The organism is Mycobacterium dioxanotrophicus, assembly GCF_002157835.1.
Taxonomy (GTDB): Bacteria; Actinomycetota; Actinomycetes; order Mycobacteriales; family Mycobacteriaceae; genus Mycobacterium; species Mycobacterium dioxanotrophicus.
This window is the reverse complement of record NZ_CP020809.1, coordinates 7,294,750-7,316,122: the sequence shown is the minus strand read 5'-3', so window position 1 is coordinate 7,316,122 and position 21,373 is coordinate 7,294,750. Positions and strand designations below refer to the sequence as shown.

The window sequence follows — 21,373 nt, the reverse complement described above, 5'->3', positions numbered from 1 at the left end:
CCTGGCGCTAGGTGCGGCTGTTCAGCCTGTTCCGGTCGACGTCGTTGCGTACCAGGGTGGCCATCGCGGCCGCGGTGGCGGCGTCCGCGGTGGTCGCCGTGTTCACCATCCTCACCTCGGTGGTGCTGGCCAACAACGACGCCGCTCAGCTGGACCGCCGGCTCGACTCGATCATCGACGCCAGCTTCAACCCCGATCAGTTCCAGGATCCGCGCCGCGGTGTGCTGACCACGGGCCGGGCCAAGACCACCGGCGAGCTGGTGTTCCAGCGCGGGCCGCAGCTGCCGGCCCTGCCGCCGGGGACCGCCACGGTGGAGGTCAACGGCGCCGAATACCGGGTCCGCACCATCGTGCTGGACCAGGACGGCGGCCTGCTGATGTCGATCGGCATCCGCGCCGACAGCATCCTGCTCAGCGCCAACCGGATCCCGGTCTACATCGTCGTCGGTGTTGTCACGGTGCTGATCGCCGGTGGGCTGGGCTGGCTGCTGGCCGGGCCGGCCGTGCGTCCGCTGCGCAAACTGACCGAGCACACCAGCAAGCTGGGCCGTGACACCGCGACCATGCCCGAGGTGCGCGGCGTGCGGGAGGCCGAGGACCTGTCCGAGGCGATGGCCGGCATGCTGACCCGGCTCGCCGCCGCGCAGCAGGCCACCACCAATTCCCTGCAGGCCGCCCAGGACTTCGCCGCCAACGCCGCGCACGAGCTGCGCACCCCGCTCACCGCGATGCGGGCCGACCTGGACACGCTGCGCATCCACGATCTTCCCGAGGACGAGCGCGACGAGGTGGTGGCCGACCTGTCCCGGGCGCAGCGCCGGGTGGAGGCCATCATCACCGCGCTCGGTCAGCTCGCGTCGGGGCAGCTCGCCCAGCAGGAGGACCGCGAACTGATCGACGTCACCGAGATGCTCTACCGGGTGGCGCGGGAGAACATGCGCGGCGGCTCGGTCGAGGTCGAGGTGCGCGCCGACAGCAATGTCGGGTCGGTGCTGGGCTGGCCGGCCGGGCTGCGGCTCGCCGTGGACAACCTGGTGCGCAACGCCGTCACGCACGGCGAGGCCACCCGGATCGTGCTGGCGGCGCACCGCCGTCAGCCGGTGCTGACGATCGTGGTCGACGACAACGGCCGCGGCCTACCCGCCGAGGAGCACGAGACGGTGCTGGGCAGGTTCCGCCGGGGCAGCACCGCGGGTGCGGGCGGTTCCGGTCTGGGACTGGCACTGGTGGTGCAACAGGCAGAGCTGCACGGCGGGTCGATCCGGCTGTCGGACAGTCCGCTGGGTGGCCTGCGGGCGACCCTGACGGTGTCCACGTCGCGTGAGCGGGTGGCAGACGGCGATCAGCTGGACTGAACGTGGTTGCGGCGCCGCAATCCGGCCAGCGCGGCGCGCCAGCCCAGCAGCAGCACCGCGGTCACCAGCGACGCGACCACGATGAAACTGCCGGCCACTCCGGCCGAGGTGAGCTTGCGCAGCAGCATGCCGACCACGACGGTGCTGATCCAGACCGCAATACCGGTGGGCGCCAACGACGTCGGGCGCTGCCAGCCACGCGACACCAGCCAGCCCGCGAGCGTGCCGACCAAAAAAGGCCACGCGGTCTCGGCGACGCCGGCCACCGTGATGCCCTCCGCATGGCTGCGCCGACCGATGGTGCAGAACACAACTACGGCAACAAGATCCGCGAGCAGAGCAAGCAGGCTAGCCCGTCGCATACGTCATCACATCCAATACCAGTGGGCTGACCTCGGATTGGTCGCGGATGGCGAAGCCCGGCTGCAGCGCGGCCGGCTTGCCGTCGAGCAGCGGTTCGAGCGAATCCTGCGACACCAGCCGAGAGTCCAGCCGGAACGACTTGAACACGAATGGTAACCCGTTGGATGCCAACGGATCAGGCCCGTCCATCAGATGGAAGTGCAGGTGCGGCGCGTCGGAATTGCCCGAGTTGCCCAACGAGGCGATGACCTGCCCGGCCTTGAGTTGATCGCCCGGTTTCACCCTCAGGCTGCCCGGCTTGAGATGGGCGTAGAACGCGTAGTTGCCGTCGCCGATGTCCTGCACGATGTGATTGCCGCCATACTGCTGCAGCGCCAGCCCCTTCGGCGTCACCCCCGGCACTTGCTCGGGCTGCCCGTCGAGGACCGCGACGACCTTGCCGTCTGCCACGGCGTGGATGTCGGCGCCGAAGTACGGGTAGCTCTCGACCTTGGCCTTGTCCCCGGTGAAGATTCGGTTCTGCGCGTCGAGCTGGACGTAGTCGATGGCGAATCGCTCAGCGGCCCAAAGCTTTCCGTTGATCGGGTTGAGGGCCATCCGGTGCGCGGTCATATCGCAGCAGCTGTTGACATCGGCCCAATCGTTGCCGGCCAGCGGCGGGGTGATCGACGCCGGCTTACGGGTCTGCACCGATGCCGGCGCGACGGTCTCGGTGAGTTCGGCGGGAATCAGCGGTGGCATCGGCTTGCTCACGGACACGCTGACGGCATGGTCGATGTGACCGGGCAGGTGCGCCGGGTCGTCGGCGATGACGTCGAGCCACACGTACGCGCTCTGGCCCGGGCCGAGCACCGTGGTGCCGGTCGTCGGGAACGCCACCAACCGGGTCCAGTACTTCAGGTTGTCGCCGGACAGCGTCAGCAGTTTGCGGTCGCCGTCCAGCGCGCTGACCGAGGTCAACGTGATGTCGGTGGGCATGGTGTTGGTCAGCATGAGCTCGTAGGCCAGGTGGGTGCGCCCGTCGGTCATCGGCACGGGCACCGGATCGGCGAGCACCGAACCGATCACCGGGGTGGCGGCCGCGGGCGGGGTGGTCGACGTGGTCGTGGTGGCCTGCGGCACCTGCGCCGACGAACATGCGGTCAGTGCGGTGGCCAGCGCACCGACCAGTGCGAGGGCCACGGCGGAGTAACGCATGAGCGCTCCTAGCGTTCGGATTCCGGGTTGGCGGGTGCCGACTCGGCCGCTGTGGTGTCGGTGCACGCGGATGGCGGGGCGTCGGCATCCGGATCGATGTCCTTCTCCGTCCGGAACATGAAGAAGAACACCACCCAGCCGATCGCGGAGATGAAGATCCAGCTCACCAACCGGTAGATCAGCATCGCGGAGATCGCCGAGGCCAGCGTCATCCCGCTGGACACCAGGCCGGGCACCAGCACCGCCTCGACCACCAGCAGGCCGCCGGGCATCAGCGGGATCGAGCCGACCGCGCGGGCAGCCGCGTAGGCCACCACCACACCGGCCAGCGACGGGTGCCCACCGGCCGCGTAACACGCGAACGCCAGGCAGGCCACGTCGGCGATCCAGTTGAACAGCGACCAGCTGAACGCGACGCTGAGGTCACGTCGCCCCAGACTGACCGATTCCAGTTGGCACAGGATCTCGCGCCATTTCCCGATCCCGGTGTCACTCGGCTTGCCGCGCAGTGAGTTCACCCAGGTCAGCACCTTGACGCCGATGCCCTCGATCAGCTCGGGGCGGGTCGCCACAGCTTGGGCCAGCAGGATGATGGCGACGAAGCCGCCGAGCGAAAAGATAAGGGACAGCGGGTTTTTGCTCGCGCCGAGCATGAACGCACCGCCGAGGCCCAGCAGCGCCAGGCCCACCACCTGCAGCACACCCGACATCACCAGCTGCCAAGATGCGACCAGCGGCGAGGCGCCCCAGATGCGTTGCTGGCGGTAGACGAAGGTAGCCGAGAGCACCGGCCCGCCCGGCATCGTGGTCGACAGCGCGTTACCGGCGTAGAACGCCGCCTCGGACCGCCACTGCTGCACCGGCACCCCGGCCGAGCGCAGCAGCGTCCGCTGAATCTGGGCGAAGCTGTGCATCGACGCCATCGCGGCCACCACAGCGGCCAGCACCCACCACGCGTTCGCGGTCAGCAGGCTCTTCCACGCCTTGGCGAGCTGATCCCACACGAACGTCAATTCGACCGCCAGGACGGCGACCGCGACGGCGAGAATCAGCCATCGCAGCCACCAGTACTTGCCGCGCGTGGATCGCGCCCGGCCGCGGGCAGTGAGCGCCGGCGCGTCGTATGACACGCCCTACAGGGTAACCGCGCAGGTCGCGCCGTCATGAGCACTGGTGCGGGCGTGGCGCAGCTACGCTACGGGCATGCCATCGGATTCGGTTGCTGACGATGCCGTGACACCCCTTGTCCGCAAGACCGCGGCCTGGTGCTGGCGATTGCTGATCATCCTCGCCGCCGTCGTCGCGGTGCTGTGGCTGATCAAACGACTCGAGGTGCTCGTGGTTCCGGTGGCGCTGGCCGCCATGGTGACCGCGTTACTGCTGCCCGCCGTGGACTTCATGGACACCCGTGGCGTGCCGCGCGGTATCGCGGTGGCGCTGGTGTTGCTGACCGGCATCGCGGTGGTCGGCGGCATCCTCACCTTCGTCGTCAGCCAGTTCGTCGAGGGTGCGCCCGCGCTCGTCGAGCAGATGACCCGCAGCATCGACGGTCTGCGGCACTGGCTGATCAACGGGCCGCCCCATCTGAGCAAGGAACAGATCGACCAGGCCGGCAACACCGCGATCAACGCGCTGCGCAACAACCAGGAGAAGCTCACCACCGGCGCGTTGTCCACCGCGGGGACGCTGACCGAGCTGGTCACCGGTGCCTTGCTGATGCTGTTCACGCTGATCTTCCTGTTGCAGGGCGGACGCAACATCTTCGGATTCGTCACCAAGGTGATCCCCGGCAACGTGCGCGAACGCGTGCGCGACGCCGGGCGGGCGGGCTTCCACTCACTGGTCGGCTATGTGCGCGCGACGTTCCTGGTGGCCCTGGTCGACGCCGTGGGTATCGGCACGGGCCTGGCGATCATGGGTATCCCGCTGGCCCTGCCGCTGGCGTCCCTGGTGTTCATGGGCGCGTTCATCCCGCTGGTCGGTGCGGTGATCGCAGGCTTCCTCGCGGTCGTGGTGGCGCTGCTGGCCAAGGGCTTCATCTACGCGTTGATCACGCTGGGCCTCATCATCGCGGTGCAGCAGCTGGAGGGTCACGTGCTGCAACCGCTGGTGATGGGTCGGGCGGTGTCGATCCATCCGCTGGCCGTGGTGCTCGCCATCGCCGGCGGTGGCGTGCTGGCCGGGATCGTCGGCGCGCTGCTCGCGGTGCCCGCCGTCGCCGTGCTCAACAGCGCGATCCGGGTGCTGATCGCCCCCGACCCGGCGGTCGAGGAGGCCCGCCAGGAAGCCGAGGGGGAGGGCGTGATGATCGAAGCCACGCCCGATACCCCGGACCGACGGCTGGCGCCGTCCGACAACGACTAGAGCCGGCCCTCGCGGCGCAGCAGGTCCTGCGCGCTCATCCCGCCGCCGCGCCGCTTCGGCTCGTCCTCACGGGTGTTGAGCTTCTCGGTGGACGGGTCCTGATCGCGCTGACGCAGCGACGGCATCGCCGTGGTGGCGTCCGAACCGCCGTTGTCGGCGGGCCGTTGCGCGCTGAACGCCGTCGTCGGCGCGGCATCGTCGCCCCCTGACTGCGGCATCGCGCGGGTGGGGTCAGCAGACGGCCGCATCGGCGGTGGCGGGGGAGTCGGCTGAGCCGACGGCCCACCACGCAGCGCACCGAGCCAGGACTCGATCTCCCGTTCCTCGCGCTGGGCCGGCGCAGCGGGCTTCGCCGAGCCTTCCACGGGCGGCTGGGGCAGCTGAGTGCGTTCGGTCGGCGCATTGCTGTGACCCGTCGCGGTGTTGACCGCATTGGTCACCGCGTTGCGCACCGCATTGCGTGCCATCGCCAGCCGGGTTGTGGCCGGCTCGTCGGCTTCCTGCCGGGGCGGCTGCGGCGGCGGAGCCATCCGCGTGGTTCCCGCGGCCGACGGGGCGTTGGTGCGGGCCGGCGGCAGCTGTCGCGGATCGGCAGCGGGATGCGTCGGATCGTGCGGACGGGGCCGGGCCGCCGGTGGCGGCGGGGTGCCGGCACCGACGAGGGCGCGTTCGTCGTCCGCAGGCTCGCGCACGGCCGGACGCTTGCGTTCGTCGGGCAGCTCGGTCTCGCCGAGGCCGATGCGCTGCTGGAGCCGCTTCATCCACAGCGGTGCCCACCAGCAGTCGTCGCCCAGCAGCTTCATGATGGCCGGCACCAGGAACATTCGGATCACGGTGGCGTCCAGCAGCAGGGCGATCAGCAGACCGAAGGCAAGGTACTTCATCATCACCAGGTCGGAGAAGGCGAAGGCGCCGGCCACGACGGCGAGGACCAGGGCCGCACCGGTGATCAGCCGGCCCGTCGTCGCGGTACCGATCCGGATGGCCTCGGCGGTCGACATGCCGCGTTCGCGGGCTTCCACCATGCGGGACACCAGGAACACTTCGTAGTCGGTCGACAGGCCCCAGATCACCGCGATGATCAAACCGATCATCGGTGCCATCAGTGGCTGTGGCGTGTAGTTCAGCAGACCTGACCCGTGTCCCTCGATGAACATCCAGGTCAAGATGCCCATGGTCGAGCCGAGGGTCAGCGCGCTCATCAACGCGGCCTTGATCGGCAGCACCACCGATCCGAAGGCCAGGAACATCAGCACGGTCGTGGTGCTCACCAGGATGACCACCATCAGCGGCAACCTGGAGAACAGGCTGTGGATCGAGTCCTGCTCGAGGGCCGGGGTGCCACCCACGTACACCGTGATGCCGCGCGGCGGCTGCAGGGCACGCAGATCACCGACCTTGGTGGCGGCATCGCCCCGGTTCTCCAGGCCGTTCTGGATCACCCGGACCGACGGGTCCTTGGATCCGCTGTCGTTGGCCGGGCGCTCCTTCCACATCGCATCCGGGTTGTTGTCCGGATCGGTGAAGCCGGAGACGGTCAGCGCCTTGGCGCGCATGTCGGCGATCTGGTTGTCGGTGATCGGCTGGCCGTCGTCCCGCTTCATCACGATGGTGAGCGGCTCCGTGCGGAAACCGGGGAAGAGCTTGTCGAACTGTTCCTGCGACTGGCGGACCGGATTGTCCGGCGGCAGGTACTTCTCGCTGATGCCCGCGAGCGCGAGATGCCCGATCGGCAGGACGAGCAACGTCATCAGGATCAGGATCGGGGCGGCGAACGCGATCGGCCGCTTCATCACCACGTTGACCAGCCGGCCCCAGAAACCCCGTTCGACTTCTTCGCGGGTCTTGGTCTTCTGGGTCTTCTCGGCGAACCAGTCGATGATCCGGCGCGAGAACGGCCAGTTGGCCAGGAACGGCACACGCAGCAGGGTGCGGACGCCGAGCGCGTCGACGTTGGCCCCGAGAATGCCCAGCGTCGCGGGCAGCACCGTGATCGAGAGGAATGCCGCGAGCATGACCGAGGCGATGATCGCGTAGGTGATCGACTTGAGGAAGCCCAGCGGAATGAGCAGCAGGGGCAGTGACGAGGCCACGATGATGACCGCGGAGAACGCCACGGTCCGGCCGGACGTCATCACCGATCTTCGTACCGCGGCCTCGGTGTCGTAGCCTTCGGCGAGTTCTTCTCGGAACCGGCTCACGATGAACAGGCCGTAGTCGATCGCGATGCCGAAGCCCATCATCGTCACGACCGGCTGGGCGAAGAAGTGCACCGGGCCGAACTCCGCGGTGAACCGCAGGATGCCCAGCGCGCCGCCGATGGTCAGACCGCCGATGATCGCCGGCAGGGCCGCCGCGACAGCACCGCCGAACACGAAGAACAGCACCACGGCCACGAGCGGCACGATGGCCAGCTCGGCGCGTTTCTGGTCGGTGCCGATGGTTCCGGTCAGCTCGCTGGCCAGCGGGTTGAGGCCGGCCAGCTTGATGTCGCCGCCGTTGACCTTCTGCAGGTCGGGCGCGATGGCCTGGTAGTTCTTGAGGATCGCGTCGTCGTCGTCGCCCTTGAGCGGGACGCTGATGAAGGTGTGGCGCAGGTCCTGCGTCTTCATCTGGCTGACGGTCGGGTCGGTGGTGTCGGGCGCTTTCAGCCAGCCCACCCAGCCGACGACCTGGTCCGGGTGGTCCTTGGCCACCTTGTCGAGCTCCCCGATGACCTTCTTCTGCCAGTCCTTGTCGGTGACCTTCTTGTCATCCGGGGGTGTCAGGATCGCCACGACGTGGCTGGTCCGGTCACGGCCGTACACCTCGTCGCCCAGCAGCGACGCCGCCACGGACTGGCTGCCCTCGTCGTAGAAGCCGCTTTGCGTGACGTGCTTTCCCAGGTCGGCCCCGTAGATGCCGCCACCGAGGCAAAGCGCCACCATGACACCGATGACGATGTACCTGAACCGGTACACCGTTCGACCCCACCAGGCGAACACTTATGCTCCTAACTAGATCCGTGGAGACCCGCGCATCGAATTTCTCGGCGAAATTTCTTCAGGCCTTGTGCAGTTGTTACACGCGCGAGTTCAGCAGCGATGACAGCGGCCGGAACGGCTGCAGCCATGCCCCCTGCTCGGGCAGCGAGTCCAGGCCGATCCGTGGCAGCGGTTCCCGGAAAACACCAGGAATGTCCTCTAGATCGACAAACTCCAAGGTATCCGACGCTAGCGCCCAGCTTGCATGTTCGCGAAATCCGAGCACCTGCACCGGGGTGCCTTCGCGAGCAATGTCTTCCAGCGGGTGCCGGAACGCCTGCCCGTCGGCGGATGCGACCAGCACCGCGGCCAAGCCCTCATGGCGGCGCAGCGCGATGTGGTCGAGCATGTCGCTGTCGACGTCGCTGTCGTCATCAATCTTCGGTTTTGCGAAGACGGCGAACCCCACGTTACGCAAAGCCTCCACCCATGGGCGAACGACATCGGCGCTACCTGGGGCGATGTTGGTGAAGACGGTGGCCTCGGGCTCCAACGAGATGCCGGGTTCGGCGGTGGAGAGCTCAGCGGTGTAGCCCAGCAGCCAGCGGCCCAGCGCGTCGAAGCGGGGCCGGTGCGCGGCGGTCGGCCGGCCGCCGAGGATGGAGCCGAGCCCCATGTCGAGATTGGGTGCATCCCACACCAGCAAAACCCGGCGCGTCGTCGTGGTGCCGTCGGCCTGTGACGCGTCTTGCACACTGTGCTCTTGCACACCGTCGTCCAGCTCGGGGAACACACTCATGGCCGCTTCTCCCAGATCAATTCGGTGATGTCCGGACCGGCGAGGGCCTTCTGCTCGTATTTGGTGACGGGCCGCTGCACCGACATGGGTAACGCCGCGGCCGCCGGTCCGTCTTCGACCCGGCGCAGCAGCGGCTCGGCGTCACCGACCTCCGCCATGAATTCGGCGTACCCGCTGTGGTCGGTGGCGGCGTGCAGCACACCGCCGGGACGCAGCCGGTCGGCGATCAGCGCGACCGTCGCGGGCTGCAGCAGCCGGCGCTTGTGATGGCGGGACTTGGGCCACGGATCGGGGAAGAAAACCCGAACCCCGGTCAGCGCGCCCGGGGCGATCATGTGCTCGAGCACGTCGACGCCGTCGCCGCGGACCAGGCGGATGTTGTTGATGCCTGCCCGGTCGATGCCGGTGAGCAGCTGGGCCAGCCCCTTGCGGTAGACCTCGACGGCGATCACGTCGATGTTCGGTTCGGCCTGCGCCATCGCCAGGGTCGAGGTTCCGGTGCCGGAGCCGATCTCCAGCACCAGTGGAGCGCTGCGGCCGAACCAGGCCGCGGTGTCCAGGTTGACCACGGGTTTGCCGTCGTCGTTGCGGGCCTGCATGCCCAGGTCGGGCCAGCGGCGGTCCCAGGTGGCCTGCTGTCCGCTCGACAGCGTCGAACGCCGGGTGCGGAAGCTGGTCACCCGGGGCAGGCGGTGCGGCTGGTCGGTGGCCCCGGTGTCGTCCGGTTCCGGAGCCGGCCGGCCGGCGACATCCAGCCTGGGCACGTGCATTTGTCCATGGTGTCTCATTGGCGCCGAAGTCCCCGCATCGTGGTAGAGATTGATACCCAACAGTTGCCTTGAACTGTCAGGGTCAAACGGCCGTTCGTGAGCCTGCCCGGGACGTGCCACGATTTCCAGTGGGGACCGGAGCGGGTCCGGATGTCGCAGGGAAGGCCGCCACATTTTCGCAGATGAGCTCGCGTGTTTCGCTGACCGCGCCGGTGGTTCACGGTTGGCGCAGATAAGCATGCGGGCGTCGGTTCCGGTGGGCATTGCCGTGCGGGGACGCCGGGGCGTCGGTGCCGCGACGGTCGCCGACGCGCTGTCCGCCGCGGGTGTGGTGGTGTCCGATGCCGGCGAGGTCGTGGTCATGGTGATCGCCGAGGTGTGCAAGCCCGAGGATCTTGCGGTGTTGGCCGAGCTGCGCCGCGCCGGGGTCCCGGTGTTGATCGTGTTCAACAAGGCCGACCTGGCCGGTTCGGGTCCCGGTGGCCCGATGGCCACCGCGCAGCGCCGGGCGGTCGAGTTGCGCGCCCTGACCGGGGTGCCCGTGGTGCCGATGGTGGCGTTGTTGGCGGCGGTGACGCTGCCCGCCGAGTTGGTCGCGGCGTTGCGGACGCTGGCCGTGCAACCGGCGGATCTGACCTCGGCCGACGCGTTCGTGGCCGGGGAGCACGCCGTGCCGCATGCGCTGCGGGCTCGGCTGCTGGCCACCCTCGACCGGTTCGGTGTCGCCCATGCCAGCCTGGCGTGCAGCCGCGGCGCCGACGCGAACGAGCTGCCTGGTCTGCTGCGCCGGCGCAGCGGCGTCGAGGAGGTCCTCGCCGCGGTGCACGACGTGGCGGCGCCGGTGCGTTACCAGCGGGTGCGGGCCGCGCTGGCCGAATTGCGGGCGTTGGGCGGCGACGAGGTCGGTCGGTTCCTCGCGGCCGACGACACCGTGATCGCGGTGATGGCCGCGGCCGTCGAGGTGGTGCAGGCCCACGGTCTGGTGGTCGATCCCGGTACGCGGCCCGACGCCCATGTGCGGCGGGCCAGGCATTGGCGGAATTACGGTCGAGGCCCGGTCGACGCGCTGCACCGCAGCTGTAGCGCGGACATCGTCCGTGGCTCGCTGCGGCTGTTGGGCGCCCGATGACCGACGTCGATCCCGATCAGGATCCGGTCGCTGCGGCCGATGCCGTCGTCGCGGCGATCGATCCGGGACTCAACTCGCCGGGAGTCGAACCCCGTGACGTCGTCCTGGTCACCGGGCCCTGGCTGGCCGGTGCCACCAGTGTGTTGGCGGCGTTGCGAGACCGCATGCCGCAGCAGCCGTTCGTCGAATCCACCGAACTGGTGGCCGGGGAGGCGCCGGCGGCCGTTGTCTTCGTGGTGTCCGCGGCCGCGCCGCTGACCGAATCCGATTGTGCGCTGGTCGATTTGGCGTCCACCTATACCGACCTGGTGATCGGGGTGGTGTCGAAGATCGACGCGCACCGGGGCTGGCGGGAGATCCGGGATGCGGACGCGGCGATCCTGGCGGAGCGGGCCGGCCGGTATGCCCACATGCCGTGGGTGGGGGTGGCGGCGGCGCCGGACCTGGGTGAGCCGCAGCTCGATGCGTTGGTCGAGCTCTTGACGGCGCGGCTGGCCGAGGCCGAGGTGCGCCGCCGCAACCGGCTGCGGGCGTGGGAGGCCAGGCTGGCCGCGGTGATCGGCAGGTATGAGGCCGACGGCGCGGGAGCGGACCGCAAGGCCAGGGTGGAGGCGCTGCGCCAGCGTCGCGACGACATCGCGCGCGGTCGCAGGCTGGCCAGGACCGAACGCAGCATCGCGCTGCGCAGCCAGCTCCAGCAGGCGCGGGTGCAGCTGGGTTACTTCGCCCGCAATCGCTGCAGTTCGGTGCGCACCGAATTACAGGAAGACATCGCCGGGCTCAGTCGCAGGCGCATGGACGCGTTCGAGGAGTACGTGCACCGCCGCGCCGACGATGTGGTCGATGAGGTCGACGACGGCGTCACCCAACACCTCGGCGACGTGGCGGCCGAGTTCGGGCTGACGGCCCCGCCGCCCGCAGCGCAGCCGCCGCAACCGGTCATCGAGGCACCGTCGCTGCGGTCCCGGACCTTGGAGACCCGGCTCATGGCGGTGCTGGGCGTCGGCTTCGGTCTGGGTGTGGCCTTCGCGGTGAGCCGCATGCTGGTCGGGGCGGCGCCGCATCTGGCCGTGGCCGGCCTGGTGGTCGGGGCGGTGGTGGGGCTGCTGTTGACGGTTTGGGTGGTCGGCGTCCGCGGGCTGCTGCGGGACCGCGCAGTGCTCGACCGCTGGGTCGCCGACGCCACCGCAGCACTGCGATCGACGCTGGAGGAGTTCGTCGCAACTCGGGTGCTGGCCGCGGAAACCGCATTGACCACCGAATTGGCCGCGGTCGAGGAAACCGAAGCTCAGTCCACCGCTCAACAAATCGCCGAAATCGACGCCGAATTACGCGAGCACGCCATCGCGACGGCGCGGGCGGCCGGTCAGCGGGACCGCCGCATACCTCCTTTACAGCGTGCCCTCGACACCGTCCGGGCAGATCTTTATGGCAGCTCAGGGCCTACTGCGGAGTAACCCGCCAACTGAATCGTTCTTGTGAGTAATCGGACATTGCAGTCGTCCACAATGGGTATGTCACCCGCGTTAACCTCATAGCCAAGGACCCCCCCGACCGCGTTATTTACGTGGTACGCGCTCCGAAAAAACTCACGCAGGAGACTTTTATGCCCGCAGCGACCATTCCGGGTTTGGACACCGCACCGACCAAGCACGAGGGCCTACTGGCCTGGGTGCGTGAGGTGGCCGAACTGACGCAGCCCGACCGAGTGGCGTTCGCAGACGGGTCCGAGGAGGAGTTCAACCGCCTCGCCGCCCAGCTGGTCGACGCCGGCACCTTCCAGAAGCTCAACGACGAGAAGCTGCCCAACTCCTACCTCGCCCTCTCCGACCCGTCGGACGTGGCCCGGGTCGAATCCCGGACCTTCATCTGCTCCGAGCGCGAGATCGACGCGGGGCCGACCAACAACTGGATGGACCCCACCGAGATGCGGGGCATCCTCACCGAGCTGTACCGGGGCTCGATGCGCGGCCGCACCATGTGGGTGGTGCCGTTCTGCATGGGCCCGCTGGATGCGGAGGATCCCAAGCTGGGCGTGGAGATCACCGACTCCGAGTACGTCGTGGTCTCCATGCGCACCATGACCCGGATGGGGCAGGCCGCGCTGGACAAGCTCGGTGACGACCGCTTCTTCGTCAAGGCCCTGCACTCGCTCGGCGCTCCGCTGGAGCCCGGTCAGGCCGACGTGCCGTGGCCGTGCAACGACACCAAATACATCACCCACTTCCCGGAGACCCGGGAGATCTGGAGCTACGGCTCCGGCTACGGCGGCAACGCGCTGCTGGGCAAGAAGTGCTACTCGCTGCGCATCGCCTCGGCCATGGCCCACGACGAGGGCTGGCTCGCCGAGCACATGCTGATCCTCAAGCTGATCTCCCCGGAGAACAAGGCGTACTTCATCGCCGCGGCGTTCCCGTCGGCGTGCGGCAAGACCAACCTCGCGATGCTGCAGCCCACCATCCCGGGCTGGCGCGCAGAGACCGTCGGTGACGACATCGCCTGGATGCGATTCGGCAAGGATGGCCGGCTCTACGCCGTCAACCCCGAGTTCGGCTTCTTCGGCGTCGCGCCCGGCACCAACTGGTCGTCGAACCCGAACGCGATGAAGACCATCGAGGCGGGCAACACCGTCTTCACCAACGTCGCCAAGACCGACGACAACGAGGTCTGGTGGGAGGGCCTGGAAGGCGACCCCGACCACCTCATCGACTGGAAGGGCCACGACTGGTACCGCGAGTCGGAGGAAAAGGCCGCGCATCCCAACTCGCGCTACTGCACCCCGATCTCGCAGTGCCCGACGCTGGCGCCGGAGTGGGACGACCCGCAGGGCGTGCCGATCTCGGCGATCCTCTTCGGCGGACGCCGCAAGACCACGGTGCCCCTGATCACGCAGGCCCGCGACTGGCAGCACGGCGTGTTCATCGGTGCCACCCTCGGGTCCGAGCAGACCGCCGCCGCCGAGGGCAAGGTCGGCACGGTGCGCCGCGACCCGATGGCGATGCTGCCGTTCCTGGGCTACAACGTCGGCGACTACTTCCAGCACTGGATCAACATCGGCAAGAACGCCGACGAGTCGAAGATGCCCGCGGTGTTCTTCGTCAACTGGTTCCGCCGTGGCGAGGACGGCCGCTTCCTGTGGCCGGGCTTCGGCGAGAACAGCCGCGTGCTCAAGTGGGCCATCGAGCGCATCGAGCATCAGGCCGACGGCAAGAGCACCCCGATCGGCATCGTGCCGACAGCCGCCGACCTCGATCTGAGCGGGCTGGACGTGGACCCCGCCGACGTCGACGAGGCGCTGGTCGTCAATGCCGAGGAGTGGCGGGCCGAGCTGCCGCAGATCGAGGAGTGGTTCGAGTTCGTCGGCGAGAAGCTGCCGACCGGTCTCAAGGACGAGTTCGACGCGCTCAAGCACCGTCTCGCCGAAGACGCCTGAGCCCAGCGCGCCAGCGCCGCGAGCGTGCTGGGGGCCCCTCCCGCTTGCGGGGGAGTCTGCCGGTAGACACGCCGCAACACCTCAGCAATTCGCGCACCCTCGTGACGTCACGAGGGTGCGCGTTTGCTTAGGCGCACATGGTGTTACGCACGCGCAGGCCACCACATGCGTTCGCCCAGCAGGCTCATCGCGGCAGGCACCAGGTATGTCCGCACGACGGTGATGTCGAGCAGCAGGCCGATGCCGATGGTCGAACCGATCTGCACCAGATTGAGCACCGTCCCACTGGTGAGAGCAAACATGGTGATCGCGAAAACCACTCCCGCCGTGGTGATCACACTCCCCGTGCTGCCGAAGCCCCGGATGATGCCGCTGATCACCCCACTGTGCGATTCCTCCCGGATGCGCGCGGCGAACAGCATGCTGTAGTCGGCTCCGACTGCGACGAGTGCCATGAACGACACCGGGAACACCGACCAGTCCAGGTTGATGCCGATGATGTGCTGCCAGATCAGGGTGGACATTCCGGCCGCGGCGCCGAACGACAGCACGACCGCGGCGATCATCAGTACGGGCGCAACCAGGCTGCGCAGCATGACGATCAGGACCAGCAGCACCGCCGCGACCGCCACGACTGCGAAAAGCGCGAAATCACGCCAGGTTTGGTCGAGATGGCGCTGCGACAGCGATGCCAGGCCGGTCGATTCGATGGTCGCATGTTCCAACACCGTGCCGGTGGTGGCGTTGTGGGCCGCGGCGATGACGTCGGGCACCGCGCCCATCGCCTCGGCGCCGTACGGGTTCACCGCCCACACCACCATCATCCGGGCGCTGCGGCCGTCCGGCGAGATGAGCAGTCGCTCGCCCGCGGTGAACCTGGGGTCGCTGCGGCCCTCCGACGGCAGATAGAAGCCGCGCCCCGCACCCGTGGCGGTGTCGGCCGACAGGCGGTGCAGGAAGTCCGACGCGCGGTTGAGTCCCGCACCGAGCTCGGTGGTCAACTCCACCATGGTGTCGGTGCCGGTCTTCACCTCGCCCAACCCTGTGGTGAGGCGGCCCAAACCTGTTGACAGTTCGGTGATTCCGGATATCAACCGGTTGAGGTCCTGACGCGTCTGATCGGGTGTGCGGGTGCCCAGTTGGTCGAGCATGGCGCGCAGTCCTTTGATGCCGGACCGCAGGTCGGGCAGGGCGTCCAGCGCGGTGGCCACCGGACGCTCGGGTACCAGTGGTGCCGCGAGCGTCAGCCCGTTGATGGCGAGCAAGGCGCGCCCACCTGTGGCCGCGTTGAGGTCGGCGAATGCTTGGCGGGCGCGCATGCAGTCCGCAGCGCAATCCGGACCGGGATCGACCGCCGTGAGCGGGTCGAACACCGCGTGCAGCGCAGCCGTGGGAGCGGCGAGTTTGGCTCGGGTGGCGTCGATTTCGCTGACCGCCCGGTCCAGGGAGTCGGTGGCGGTGGACATGGTCCGCACCACAGTTGCGACATCGAGCGATCCGTCCGAGAGGGTGTCGGCCACCCGGTTCGCGGATTCCAGTGTGCCCAGCAGGTTTCGGGTGAGAGCGACGAGATCGTGGGCGCCCTTGGCGAGTTCGGGCAGTCGCTCGGCCGCGCCCGCGGAACCGTCGTGCAGTTGCGTCACGCCGGCCGCCAACCTCTTGAGTTGCGGGATGGCCTGCTCGACACGGGTGTGGGCATCGGCCAGCCCGTCGCCGACCTGTGCGGTCTGCGATCCGATGGCGGTCTCGGGCAACGGTTTTCCGTCCGGGCGGGTGATGGAGCGGACATAGGCGACTTGCGGCAGGTTGCCGATCGACATGGCGACGAGGTCGAGGGCGGCCAGATCGTTGGTGTTGCGCATATCGTGATCAGCCCGGATGGTGACGAATTCCGGCGCTGCCTCGTTGACGCCCCAATGTCGGTAGACCGCGTCATACCCACGCTTGCTGTCGGTGGCCCGCAGCTGCATGGCGTTCTCGTCGATGTTGGGCCGGAAGGTGAGCAGCACTGCGCTGGTGGCGAGCAGGAACACCAGTGAGGCGGCGACCAAGGCCGGTGCCCGCCGCACGATGGCCGCTCCGCGGCGGCGCCAGCGCCGTTCGTCGAGCGGGCGGGGTTCGGCGAAGCCGCGTCGTCCCCACAGCGCCATGATGGCCGGGGTGAGTGTCAGGCTGACGGCCATGGTGATCGCGATCGACAGCGCGATCGGTGGGCCCGCGGTCCGGAACATGCCGATCTTGGTGAACACCATGGCCATTCCGGCGCCGGCGATGGTCAGCGCCGACGCGATCACGATGCCCGCGGTGTGGGCGCCGGAGCGGGCCACCGCGTCGTCGACCGCGAGCTCGCGGCGTCGGCCTTCGTGGTAATTCGCCAGCAGGAAGATCCCGTAATCGGTGCCGGCGCCGAGCACCATGGCGGTGACGAGCGCGATGGTGAAGTTCGATACCGACAACAGGTCGGCACCGCCGAGCCAGGAGACGACGGGACGGGCGACGCCGAGCGAAATGCCCACGGTGAGAAGCGGAATCAGGGCGGTCAGCAGTGAGCGGTACACCGCCAACAGCAGCAGCGTGATCAGCACGACCGAGACGACGGTGATGATGGCCAGCGAGGTGTCGATGGCGGAGAACAGGTCCGACAGCGTCGGTGCGGCACCGGTGAAATGCACGTCGACACCGGTTGGGTGCGGCAGCGCGGCGACCGCGGCACGGACGTTCTCGGTCGACCGGTGCGCTCGGGTGGATCCGACGTCGCCGGTTGTCGCGACGATCAGGTGGATGGCCTTCCCGTCCGGGCTCAGTCCGAGTTTCTCCATCCCGGGTGTGCCGTAGGTGTCCAGCACGTAGGCCACGTCGTCGGTGTCGGCGACGAGCCGGGACACCAGCTCGCGGTAGTAGGCAGCGTCGGCCGGCCCGAGCGTGCGGTCGCTGGACACCACGATGCTGCCGATCGCCGTGGTGTCGGGGACGCCGAAGTCGCGGGACATCTGGCGCAGGGTTTCGGTGGTCGGGCTTTCCGGGGTGAACGGCGCCGAATGTTCGGCGACGGTGTGTTCGAGTTGGGGGATCGCCAGGTTCAGCGTGCCCGCCAGCGCCAGCCACGCTCCGAGGATCCACCACGCATGCTTCGCGCAGGCTCGAGCGAGTTTGCCGAAGATCTCAAGATCATGCATTCCCGGATCGTAGACCAATCAGTCTATGTCTGGCCGACTAGGATGGATCAATCGGTCTATCGGTGAAGTGGAGTGTGCGTGCGTATGGCTGGCCCGCGGGAACGACTCATCGCGAGTGCCATCGAGCTGATGCGGGAACGTGGTGTTCACGCGACCGGCCTCAGCGACCTTCTTGAGCACAGCCGGGCCGCGCGCGGCTCGATCTACCAGCACTTTCCCGAGGGGAAAGTGCAGTTGATGGTGCAGGCGACGCTGGCAGCCGGGCGCACGATCACGTCGAAGATCGAGGAGTTGACGCAGGCGTTGCCCGCCGATGACGTGATCATGGCGTTCGTGGCCGGCTGGAAGGAAAGCCTCACGAGCAGCGGATTTGCCGCCGGGTGCCCCATCATGGCGGCTGCCCAGGCCGGTCCGGACGCGCTCGCGGTGCGCGACGCGTCAGCGCAGGTATTTGCCGACTGGGCGCGCGTCATCGCCGGGTCGATCGCGTCGAAGGGAGTCGATTCGGCAACGGCGGCCTCGCTGGGCAGCTTCATCGTCAGCTCGCTCGAGGGCGCCATCATCCAGTGCCGGAGCGCTCGTTCCCTGCAGCCGCTCGATGACGCCCACGCGGGTCTGATGCTGCTGTTGCGCCATGTCGGCGCCGATTGAGCGCCGGGAAGCCCGCGCATCAGGGTTGCCGCACTCGATAGTTCGGCGATTCGAAAACTATTGTTCACGATTTTGACCAGCAAATTTCCGCGTCCAGGACGCGAATATTCATAGATGCGCTACGTTGCTGGGTGGTGCGGCAAAGGGTAGCCTTCCCAGCAGCGAAGGGGAGTAGTTCCTGACCGTCGGCCCGGCCGACGCGATGCGGATGGTCGACATGCTGGCGGCGGGAGTCGCCCGGTCATCCACCGGAGGCGATATCCGGCGAGCGAGACCTTCGGCCGACAAGCCCGTGTCGGTCCGAGGTTTCGTCGCGCCGTCGATGAGGCCACGGGCCGCCAGAAGACAAAGGACTTCACGTGACGCGCACGCACGGACGAACCCTCGCCCGGTCGCTGATCACCACAGCCCTGTTCATCGTGCCCGCCCTGGTCGTCAGGATCGCCGGGCTGCATCCCAACCCCGTCGCCGCCCTCGTGATCTACGGCGCGGCGGTGGTCGCCGCGAGCTTCCTGCTGGCGTGGGCCGCCGAGGCCGCCCAGATCGACGTCTCGGGAGGCCTGGCCATCGCCGTGTTGGCTCTCATCGCCGTACTGCCCGAGTACGCCGTCGACCTCTATTACGCGTACACCGCAGGCCACAACCCTGACTACGTGCAGTTCGCCGCGGCCAACATGACCGGCTCCAACCGGCTGCTGATGGGTGTCGGTTGGCCCGTCGTCGTCCTGGTGGGTCTGTGGGTGGCCCGCAAGATGTCCGGTCGGAAAGTCGCAGCGATGGCGCTCGAGCCGGGCAACCGCGTCGAGCTGGGATTCCTGCTGATCGCGGGTGTCGTGGCCTTCGTGATCCCGGCGACCGGGCAGATCCATCTCGTGCTCGGCGTCGCGCTACTGGCCTGGTTCGGCTTCTACCTCTACAAGATGAGCCGCGGCGAGGTCGAGGAGCCGGATCTTGTCGGCACCGCGGCCGCGATCGGCGTCCTGCCGACCCGGGCCCGACGGTCGACGGTCGTGGCGCTGTTCGTCATCGCAGGCGCGGTCATCCTGATGTGTGCAGAGCCGTTCGCCGAAAGCCTGATCGGCGCGGGCGCCGAACTCGGAATCGACCAGTTCCTGCTGGTCCAGTGGCTCGCACCGCTGGCATCGGAGGCCCCCGAGTTCATCATCGCGATCATCTTCGCCAGTCGCGGGAACGGCACCGCCGCCATCGCGACGCTGATCTCCTCGAAGGTCAACCAGTGGACGCTGCTGATGGGATCGCTGCCCATCGCCTACGTGGCCGGGGGCGGCGGCCCTGCTCTGGTGCTCGACGGCCGGCAGATCGAGGAGGTTCTGCTGACCGCTACCCAGACGATGATGGGCATCGCGCTGATCCTGGCGCTGCGGTTCCACCGTTACACCGCGCTGGCGCTGCTCGCCCTCTTCGTCGTCCAGTTCCCGATCACTTCGACTGACGGGCGGTTGGTGTTGTGCGGCGGGTACGCGGTGCTCGCGTTGATCGGGTTCGTGATCAATCGTCACCACCTGGCCGTGACGCTGCGAGCGCCGTTCCGTTCGGCCGAGATCGCTGACGACACGGCCGCCGAGCCGGCACTCGCGCGATAGCTCACCGGCACCACTTGACACCTGTCAAGTGGTGCCGGTTACAGTGCCTCATGCAGATCCGCGAGCACGTCGGGGCCAACAAGCCGGCGATCATCCTCCACCCGTCGGGCACGGTCGTCACGTTCGACGAACTGGAGGCGCGCGCCAACCGGCTGGCGCACTATTTCCGTCAGCGCGGACTGGTCGAGGGTGACGTGGTCGCGATCCTGATGGAGAACAACGAGCACATGCATGCCGTCATGTGGGCGGCCCGCCGCAGCGGCCTGTACTACGTGCCGATCAACAGCCATCTCACCGCGGCGGAGGCCGCCTACATCGTCGACAACAGCGGCGCCAAGGCCATCGTGGGCTCGAGCGCACTGCCCGAGTTGTGTGCGGGCCTGGCCGAGCATCTGCCGAACGGGCTGCCCGAGATCCTGCTGCTGGCCGGGGCCGGGCGGTTGGACGGCTGGCAGCCCTATCCGGAATGCGTTGCCGGCCAGCCTGATACGCCGATCGACGATGAGATCGAAGGTGATCTGCTGCAGTACTCGTCGGGTACCACCGGCCGGCCGAAGGGCATCAAACGCGAACTGCCGCATGTCCCGCCGACGGAGTACCCGGGTCTGATGGCGGCCTTGGTCGGATTCTGGATGACGCCGGATTCGGTGTACCTGAGCCCCGCGCCGCTCTACCACACCGCGCCGTCGGTGTGGTCGATGCAGGCGCAGGCCGCCGGCATCACCACCGTGGTCCTGGAGAAGTTCGATGCCGAGGGCACTCTCGACGCGATTCAACGGTACAAGGTGACGCACGGCCAGTTCGTGCCCGTCATGTTCACGCGGCTGCTGAAACTGCCGCAGAGCGTGCGTGATTCGTACGACGTTTCGAGCCTGCGGCGGGTGATGCACGCCGCGGCGCCGTGTCCGGTGGAGATCAAGAAACAGATGATCGACTGGTGGGGTCCGATCGTCGACGAGTACTACGCCTCATCGGAAGCCATCGGCGCGACCCTGATCACCGCCGACGAATGGCTGGCGCACCCCGGTTCGGTCGGCCGCGCGATGACGGGCATCCTGCACATCCTCGACGAGAACGGCAACGAGCAGCCCGTGGGTCAGCCCGGCGAGATCTTCTTCGAGGGCGGCGCCGATTTCGAGTACCTCAACGACTCCGAGAAGACCGCGTCCTCGCGCGACGCCCACGGCTGGAAAACGGTGGGAGACATCGGATATCTCGACGAGGACGGCTACCTGTACCTCACTGATCGCCGGCATCACATGATCATCTCCGGCGGGGTGAACATCTACCCTCAGGAAGCCGAGAACATGCTGGTGGTGCACCCCAAGGTGATGGACGCCGCGGTGTTCGGCATCCCCGACGACGAGATGGGCCAGGCCGTCAAGGCCGTGGTGCAGACCGTCGATCCTGCCGATGCCACACCGGAGTTCGCCGACGAGCTGCTGTCCTGGTTGCGTGATCAACTCTCGCACTACAAGTGCCCGCGGTCGATCTCGTTCGAGGCCCAGCTGCCCCGCACCGACACGGGCAAGCTGTACAAGCAGGGGTTGATCGAGAAATATTCGTGAT

General features: G+C 68.1%; 15 protein-coding genes. 8 read left to right on the top strand and 7 right to left on the bottom strand.

Going from position 1 to position 21,373, the window contains the following annotated elements; all coding sequences use genetic code 11:
• The first annotated feature begins 11 nt into the window (after window positions 1–11).
• Window positions 12–1,355, top strand: coding sequence for a sensor histidine kinase (locus BTO20_RS35300; RefSeq protein ID WP_232490964.1), 1,344 nt, complete (start codon window positions 12–14; stop codon window positions 1,353–1,355).
• Here the strand turns inward: BTO20_RS35300 and BTO20_RS35295 are convergent.
• The 3 genes from BTO20_RS35295 to BTO20_RS35285 are packed head-to-tail and all read right to left on the bottom strand — an operon-like array spanning window position 1,343 to window position 4,045.
• Entirely contained in the window at window positions 1,343–1,717 is a 375-nt protein-coding gene (locus tag BTO20_RS35295; RefSeq protein WP_087080982.1) for a DUF3054 domain-containing protein, read from the bottom strand. The genes BTO20_RS35300 and BTO20_RS35295 overlap by 13 nt on opposite strands.
• On the bottom strand, window positions 1,704–2,915 hold the full coding sequence (locus BTO20_RS35290; protein ID WP_087080980.1) for a M23 family metallopeptidase: 1,212 nt from the start codon (window positions 2,913–2,915) through the stop codon (window positions 1,704–1,706). Before BTO20_RS35290 ends, BTO20_RS35295 begins: the two co-directional genes overlap by 14 nt.
• An 8-nt stretch (window positions 2,916–2,923) precedes the next feature.
• On the bottom strand, window positions 2,924–4,045 hold the full coding sequence (locus tag BTO20_RS35285; RefSeq protein WP_087080978.1) for a lysylphosphatidylglycerol synthase transmembrane domain-containing protein: 1,122 nt from the start codon (window positions 4,043–4,045) through the stop codon (window positions 2,924–2,926).
• Between the two features lie 73 nt (window positions 4,046–4,118).
• On the opposite strand from BTO20_RS35285, the gene BTO20_RS35280 reads away from it, so the two are divergent.
• A complete protein-coding gene (locus BTO20_RS35280; RefSeq protein WP_087080976.1) occupies window positions 4,119–5,279 on the top strand; it encodes an AI-2E family transporter in 1,161 nt (386 codons plus the stop codon).
• Here BTO20_RS35280 and BTO20_RS35275 read toward each other — a convergent pair.
• The 3 genes from BTO20_RS35275 to trmB all read right to left on the bottom strand — a co-directional run bounded on the left by BTO20_RS35275 (window position 5,276) and on the right by trmB (window position 9,829).
• Window positions 5,276–8,263: an MMPL family transporter gene (locus BTO20_RS35275; protein ID WP_087080974.1), complete on the bottom strand. Its 2,988-nt coding sequence runs from the start codon at window positions 8,261–8,263 to the stop codon at window positions 5,276–5,278. The genes BTO20_RS35280 and BTO20_RS35275 overlap by 4 nt on opposite strands.
• A 76-nt stretch (window positions 8,264–8,339) precedes the next feature.
• Complete coding sequence (locus BTO20_RS35270; protein ID WP_198344186.1) at window positions 8,340–9,041, bottom strand: NYN domain-containing protein; 702 nt, start codon at window positions 9,039–9,041, stop codon at window positions 8,340–8,342.
• Complete coding sequence (gene trmB, locus BTO20_RS35265) at window positions 9,038–9,829, bottom strand: tRNA (guanosine(46)-N7)-methyltransferase TrmB (protein ID WP_087080972.1); 792 nt, start codon at window positions 9,827–9,829, stop codon at window positions 9,038–9,040. Before trmB ends, BTO20_RS35270 begins: the two co-directional genes overlap by 4 nt.
• 220 nt (window positions 9,830–10,049) lie before the next feature.
• On the opposite strand from trmB, the gene BTO20_RS35260 reads away from it, so the two are divergent.
• From BTO20_RS35260 to BTO20_RS35250, 3 genes are all read left to right on the top strand, one after another.
• A complete protein-coding gene (locus BTO20_RS35260) occupies window positions 10,050–10,940 on the top strand; it encodes a P-loop NTPase family protein (protein ID WP_087080970.1) in 891 nt (296 codons plus the stop codon).
• Window positions 10,937–12,397 carry a hypothetical protein gene (locus BTO20_RS35255; RefSeq protein ID WP_087080968.1) on the top strand — a complete coding sequence of 487 codons (1,461 nt, stop codon included), beginning with the start codon at window positions 10,937–10,939 and terminating at the stop codon, window positions 12,395–12,397. Before BTO20_RS35260 ends, BTO20_RS35255 begins: the two co-directional genes overlap by 4 nt.
• A gap of 149 nt (window positions 12,398–12,546) precedes the next feature.
• Complete coding sequence (locus BTO20_RS35250; RefSeq protein WP_087080966.1) at window positions 12,547–14,373, top strand: phosphoenolpyruvate carboxykinase (GTP); 1,827 nt, start codon at window positions 12,547–12,549, stop codon at window positions 14,371–14,373.
• Window positions 14,374–14,516: 143 nt separating this feature from the next.
• Here BTO20_RS35250 and BTO20_RS35245 read toward each other — a convergent pair whose 3' ends face one another.
• Window positions 14,517–17,549: an MMPL/RND family transporter gene (locus BTO20_RS35245; protein ID WP_087083151.1), complete on the bottom strand. Its 3,033-nt coding sequence runs from the start codon at window positions 17,547–17,549 to the stop codon at window positions 14,517–14,519.
• Between the two features lie 84 nt (window positions 17,550–17,633).
• Between BTO20_RS35245 and BTO20_RS35240 the strand changes: the two genes are divergently transcribed.
• From BTO20_RS35240 to fadD4, 3 genes are all read left to right on the top strand, one after another.
• Window positions 17,634–18,200 (top strand): TetR/AcrR family transcriptional regulator, encoded by a 567-nt coding sequence (locus BTO20_RS35240; protein ID WP_087080964.1) that lies wholly within the window; start codon window positions 17,634–17,636, stop codon window positions 18,198–18,200.
• A gap of 359 nt (window positions 18,201–18,559) precedes the next feature.
• A complete protein-coding gene (locus BTO20_RS35235) occupies window positions 18,560–19,804 on the top strand; it encodes a sodium:proton exchanger (RefSeq protein WP_087080963.1) in 1,245 nt (414 codons plus the stop codon).
• A gap of 50 nt (window positions 19,805–19,854) precedes the next feature.
• Entirely contained in the window at window positions 19,855–21,372 is a 1,518-nt protein-coding gene (fadD4, locus tag BTO20_RS35230) for a fatty-acid--CoA ligase FadD4 (RefSeq protein ID WP_087080960.1), read from the top strand.
• Window position 21,373: the final 1 nt, after the last annotated feature.

Coding starts and splice junctions, on each gene's coding strand:
- BTO20_RS35270 (WP_198344186.1), bottom strand. CDS start 9,041: ATGAGTGTGTTCCCCGAGCTGGACGACGGTGTGCAAGAGCACAGTGTG.
- BTO20_RS35240 (WP_087080964.1), top strand. CDS start 17,634: ATGGCTGGCCCGCGGGAACGACTCATCGCGAGTGCCATCGAGCTGATG.
- BTO20_RS35280 (WP_087080976.1), top strand. CDS start 4,119: ATGCCATCGGATTCGGTTGCTGACGATGCCGTGACACCCCTTGTCCGC.
- fadD4 (WP_087080960.1), top strand. CDS start 19,855: ATGCAGATCCGCGAGCACGTCGGGGCCAACAAGCCGGCGATCATCCTC.
- BTO20_RS35260 (WP_087080970.1), top strand. CDS start 10,050: ATGCGGGCGTCGGTTCCGGTGGGCATTGCCGTGCGGGGACGCCGGGGC.
- BTO20_RS35290 (WP_087080980.1), bottom strand. CDS start 2,915: ATGCGTTACTCCGCCGTGGCCCTCGCACTGGTCGGTGCGCTGGCCACC.
- BTO20_RS35245 (WP_087083151.1), bottom strand. CDS start 17,549: ATGCATGATCTTGAGATCTTCGGCAAACTCGCTCGAGCCTGCGCGAAG.
- BTO20_RS35250 (WP_087080966.1), top strand. CDS start 12,547: ATGCCCGCAGCGACCATTCCGGGTTTGGACACCGCACCGACCAAGCAC.
- BTO20_RS35295 (WP_087080982.1), bottom strand. CDS start 1,717: ATGCGACGGGCTAGCCTGCTTGCTCTGCTCGCGGATCTTGTTGCCGTA.
- BTO20_RS35255 (WP_087080968.1), top strand. CDS start 10,937: ATGACCGACGTCGATCCCGATCAGGATCCGGTCGCTGCGGCCGATGCC.
- trmB (WP_087080972.1), bottom strand. CDS start 9,829: ATGAGACACCATGGACAAATGCACGTGCCCAGGCTGGATGTCGCCGGC.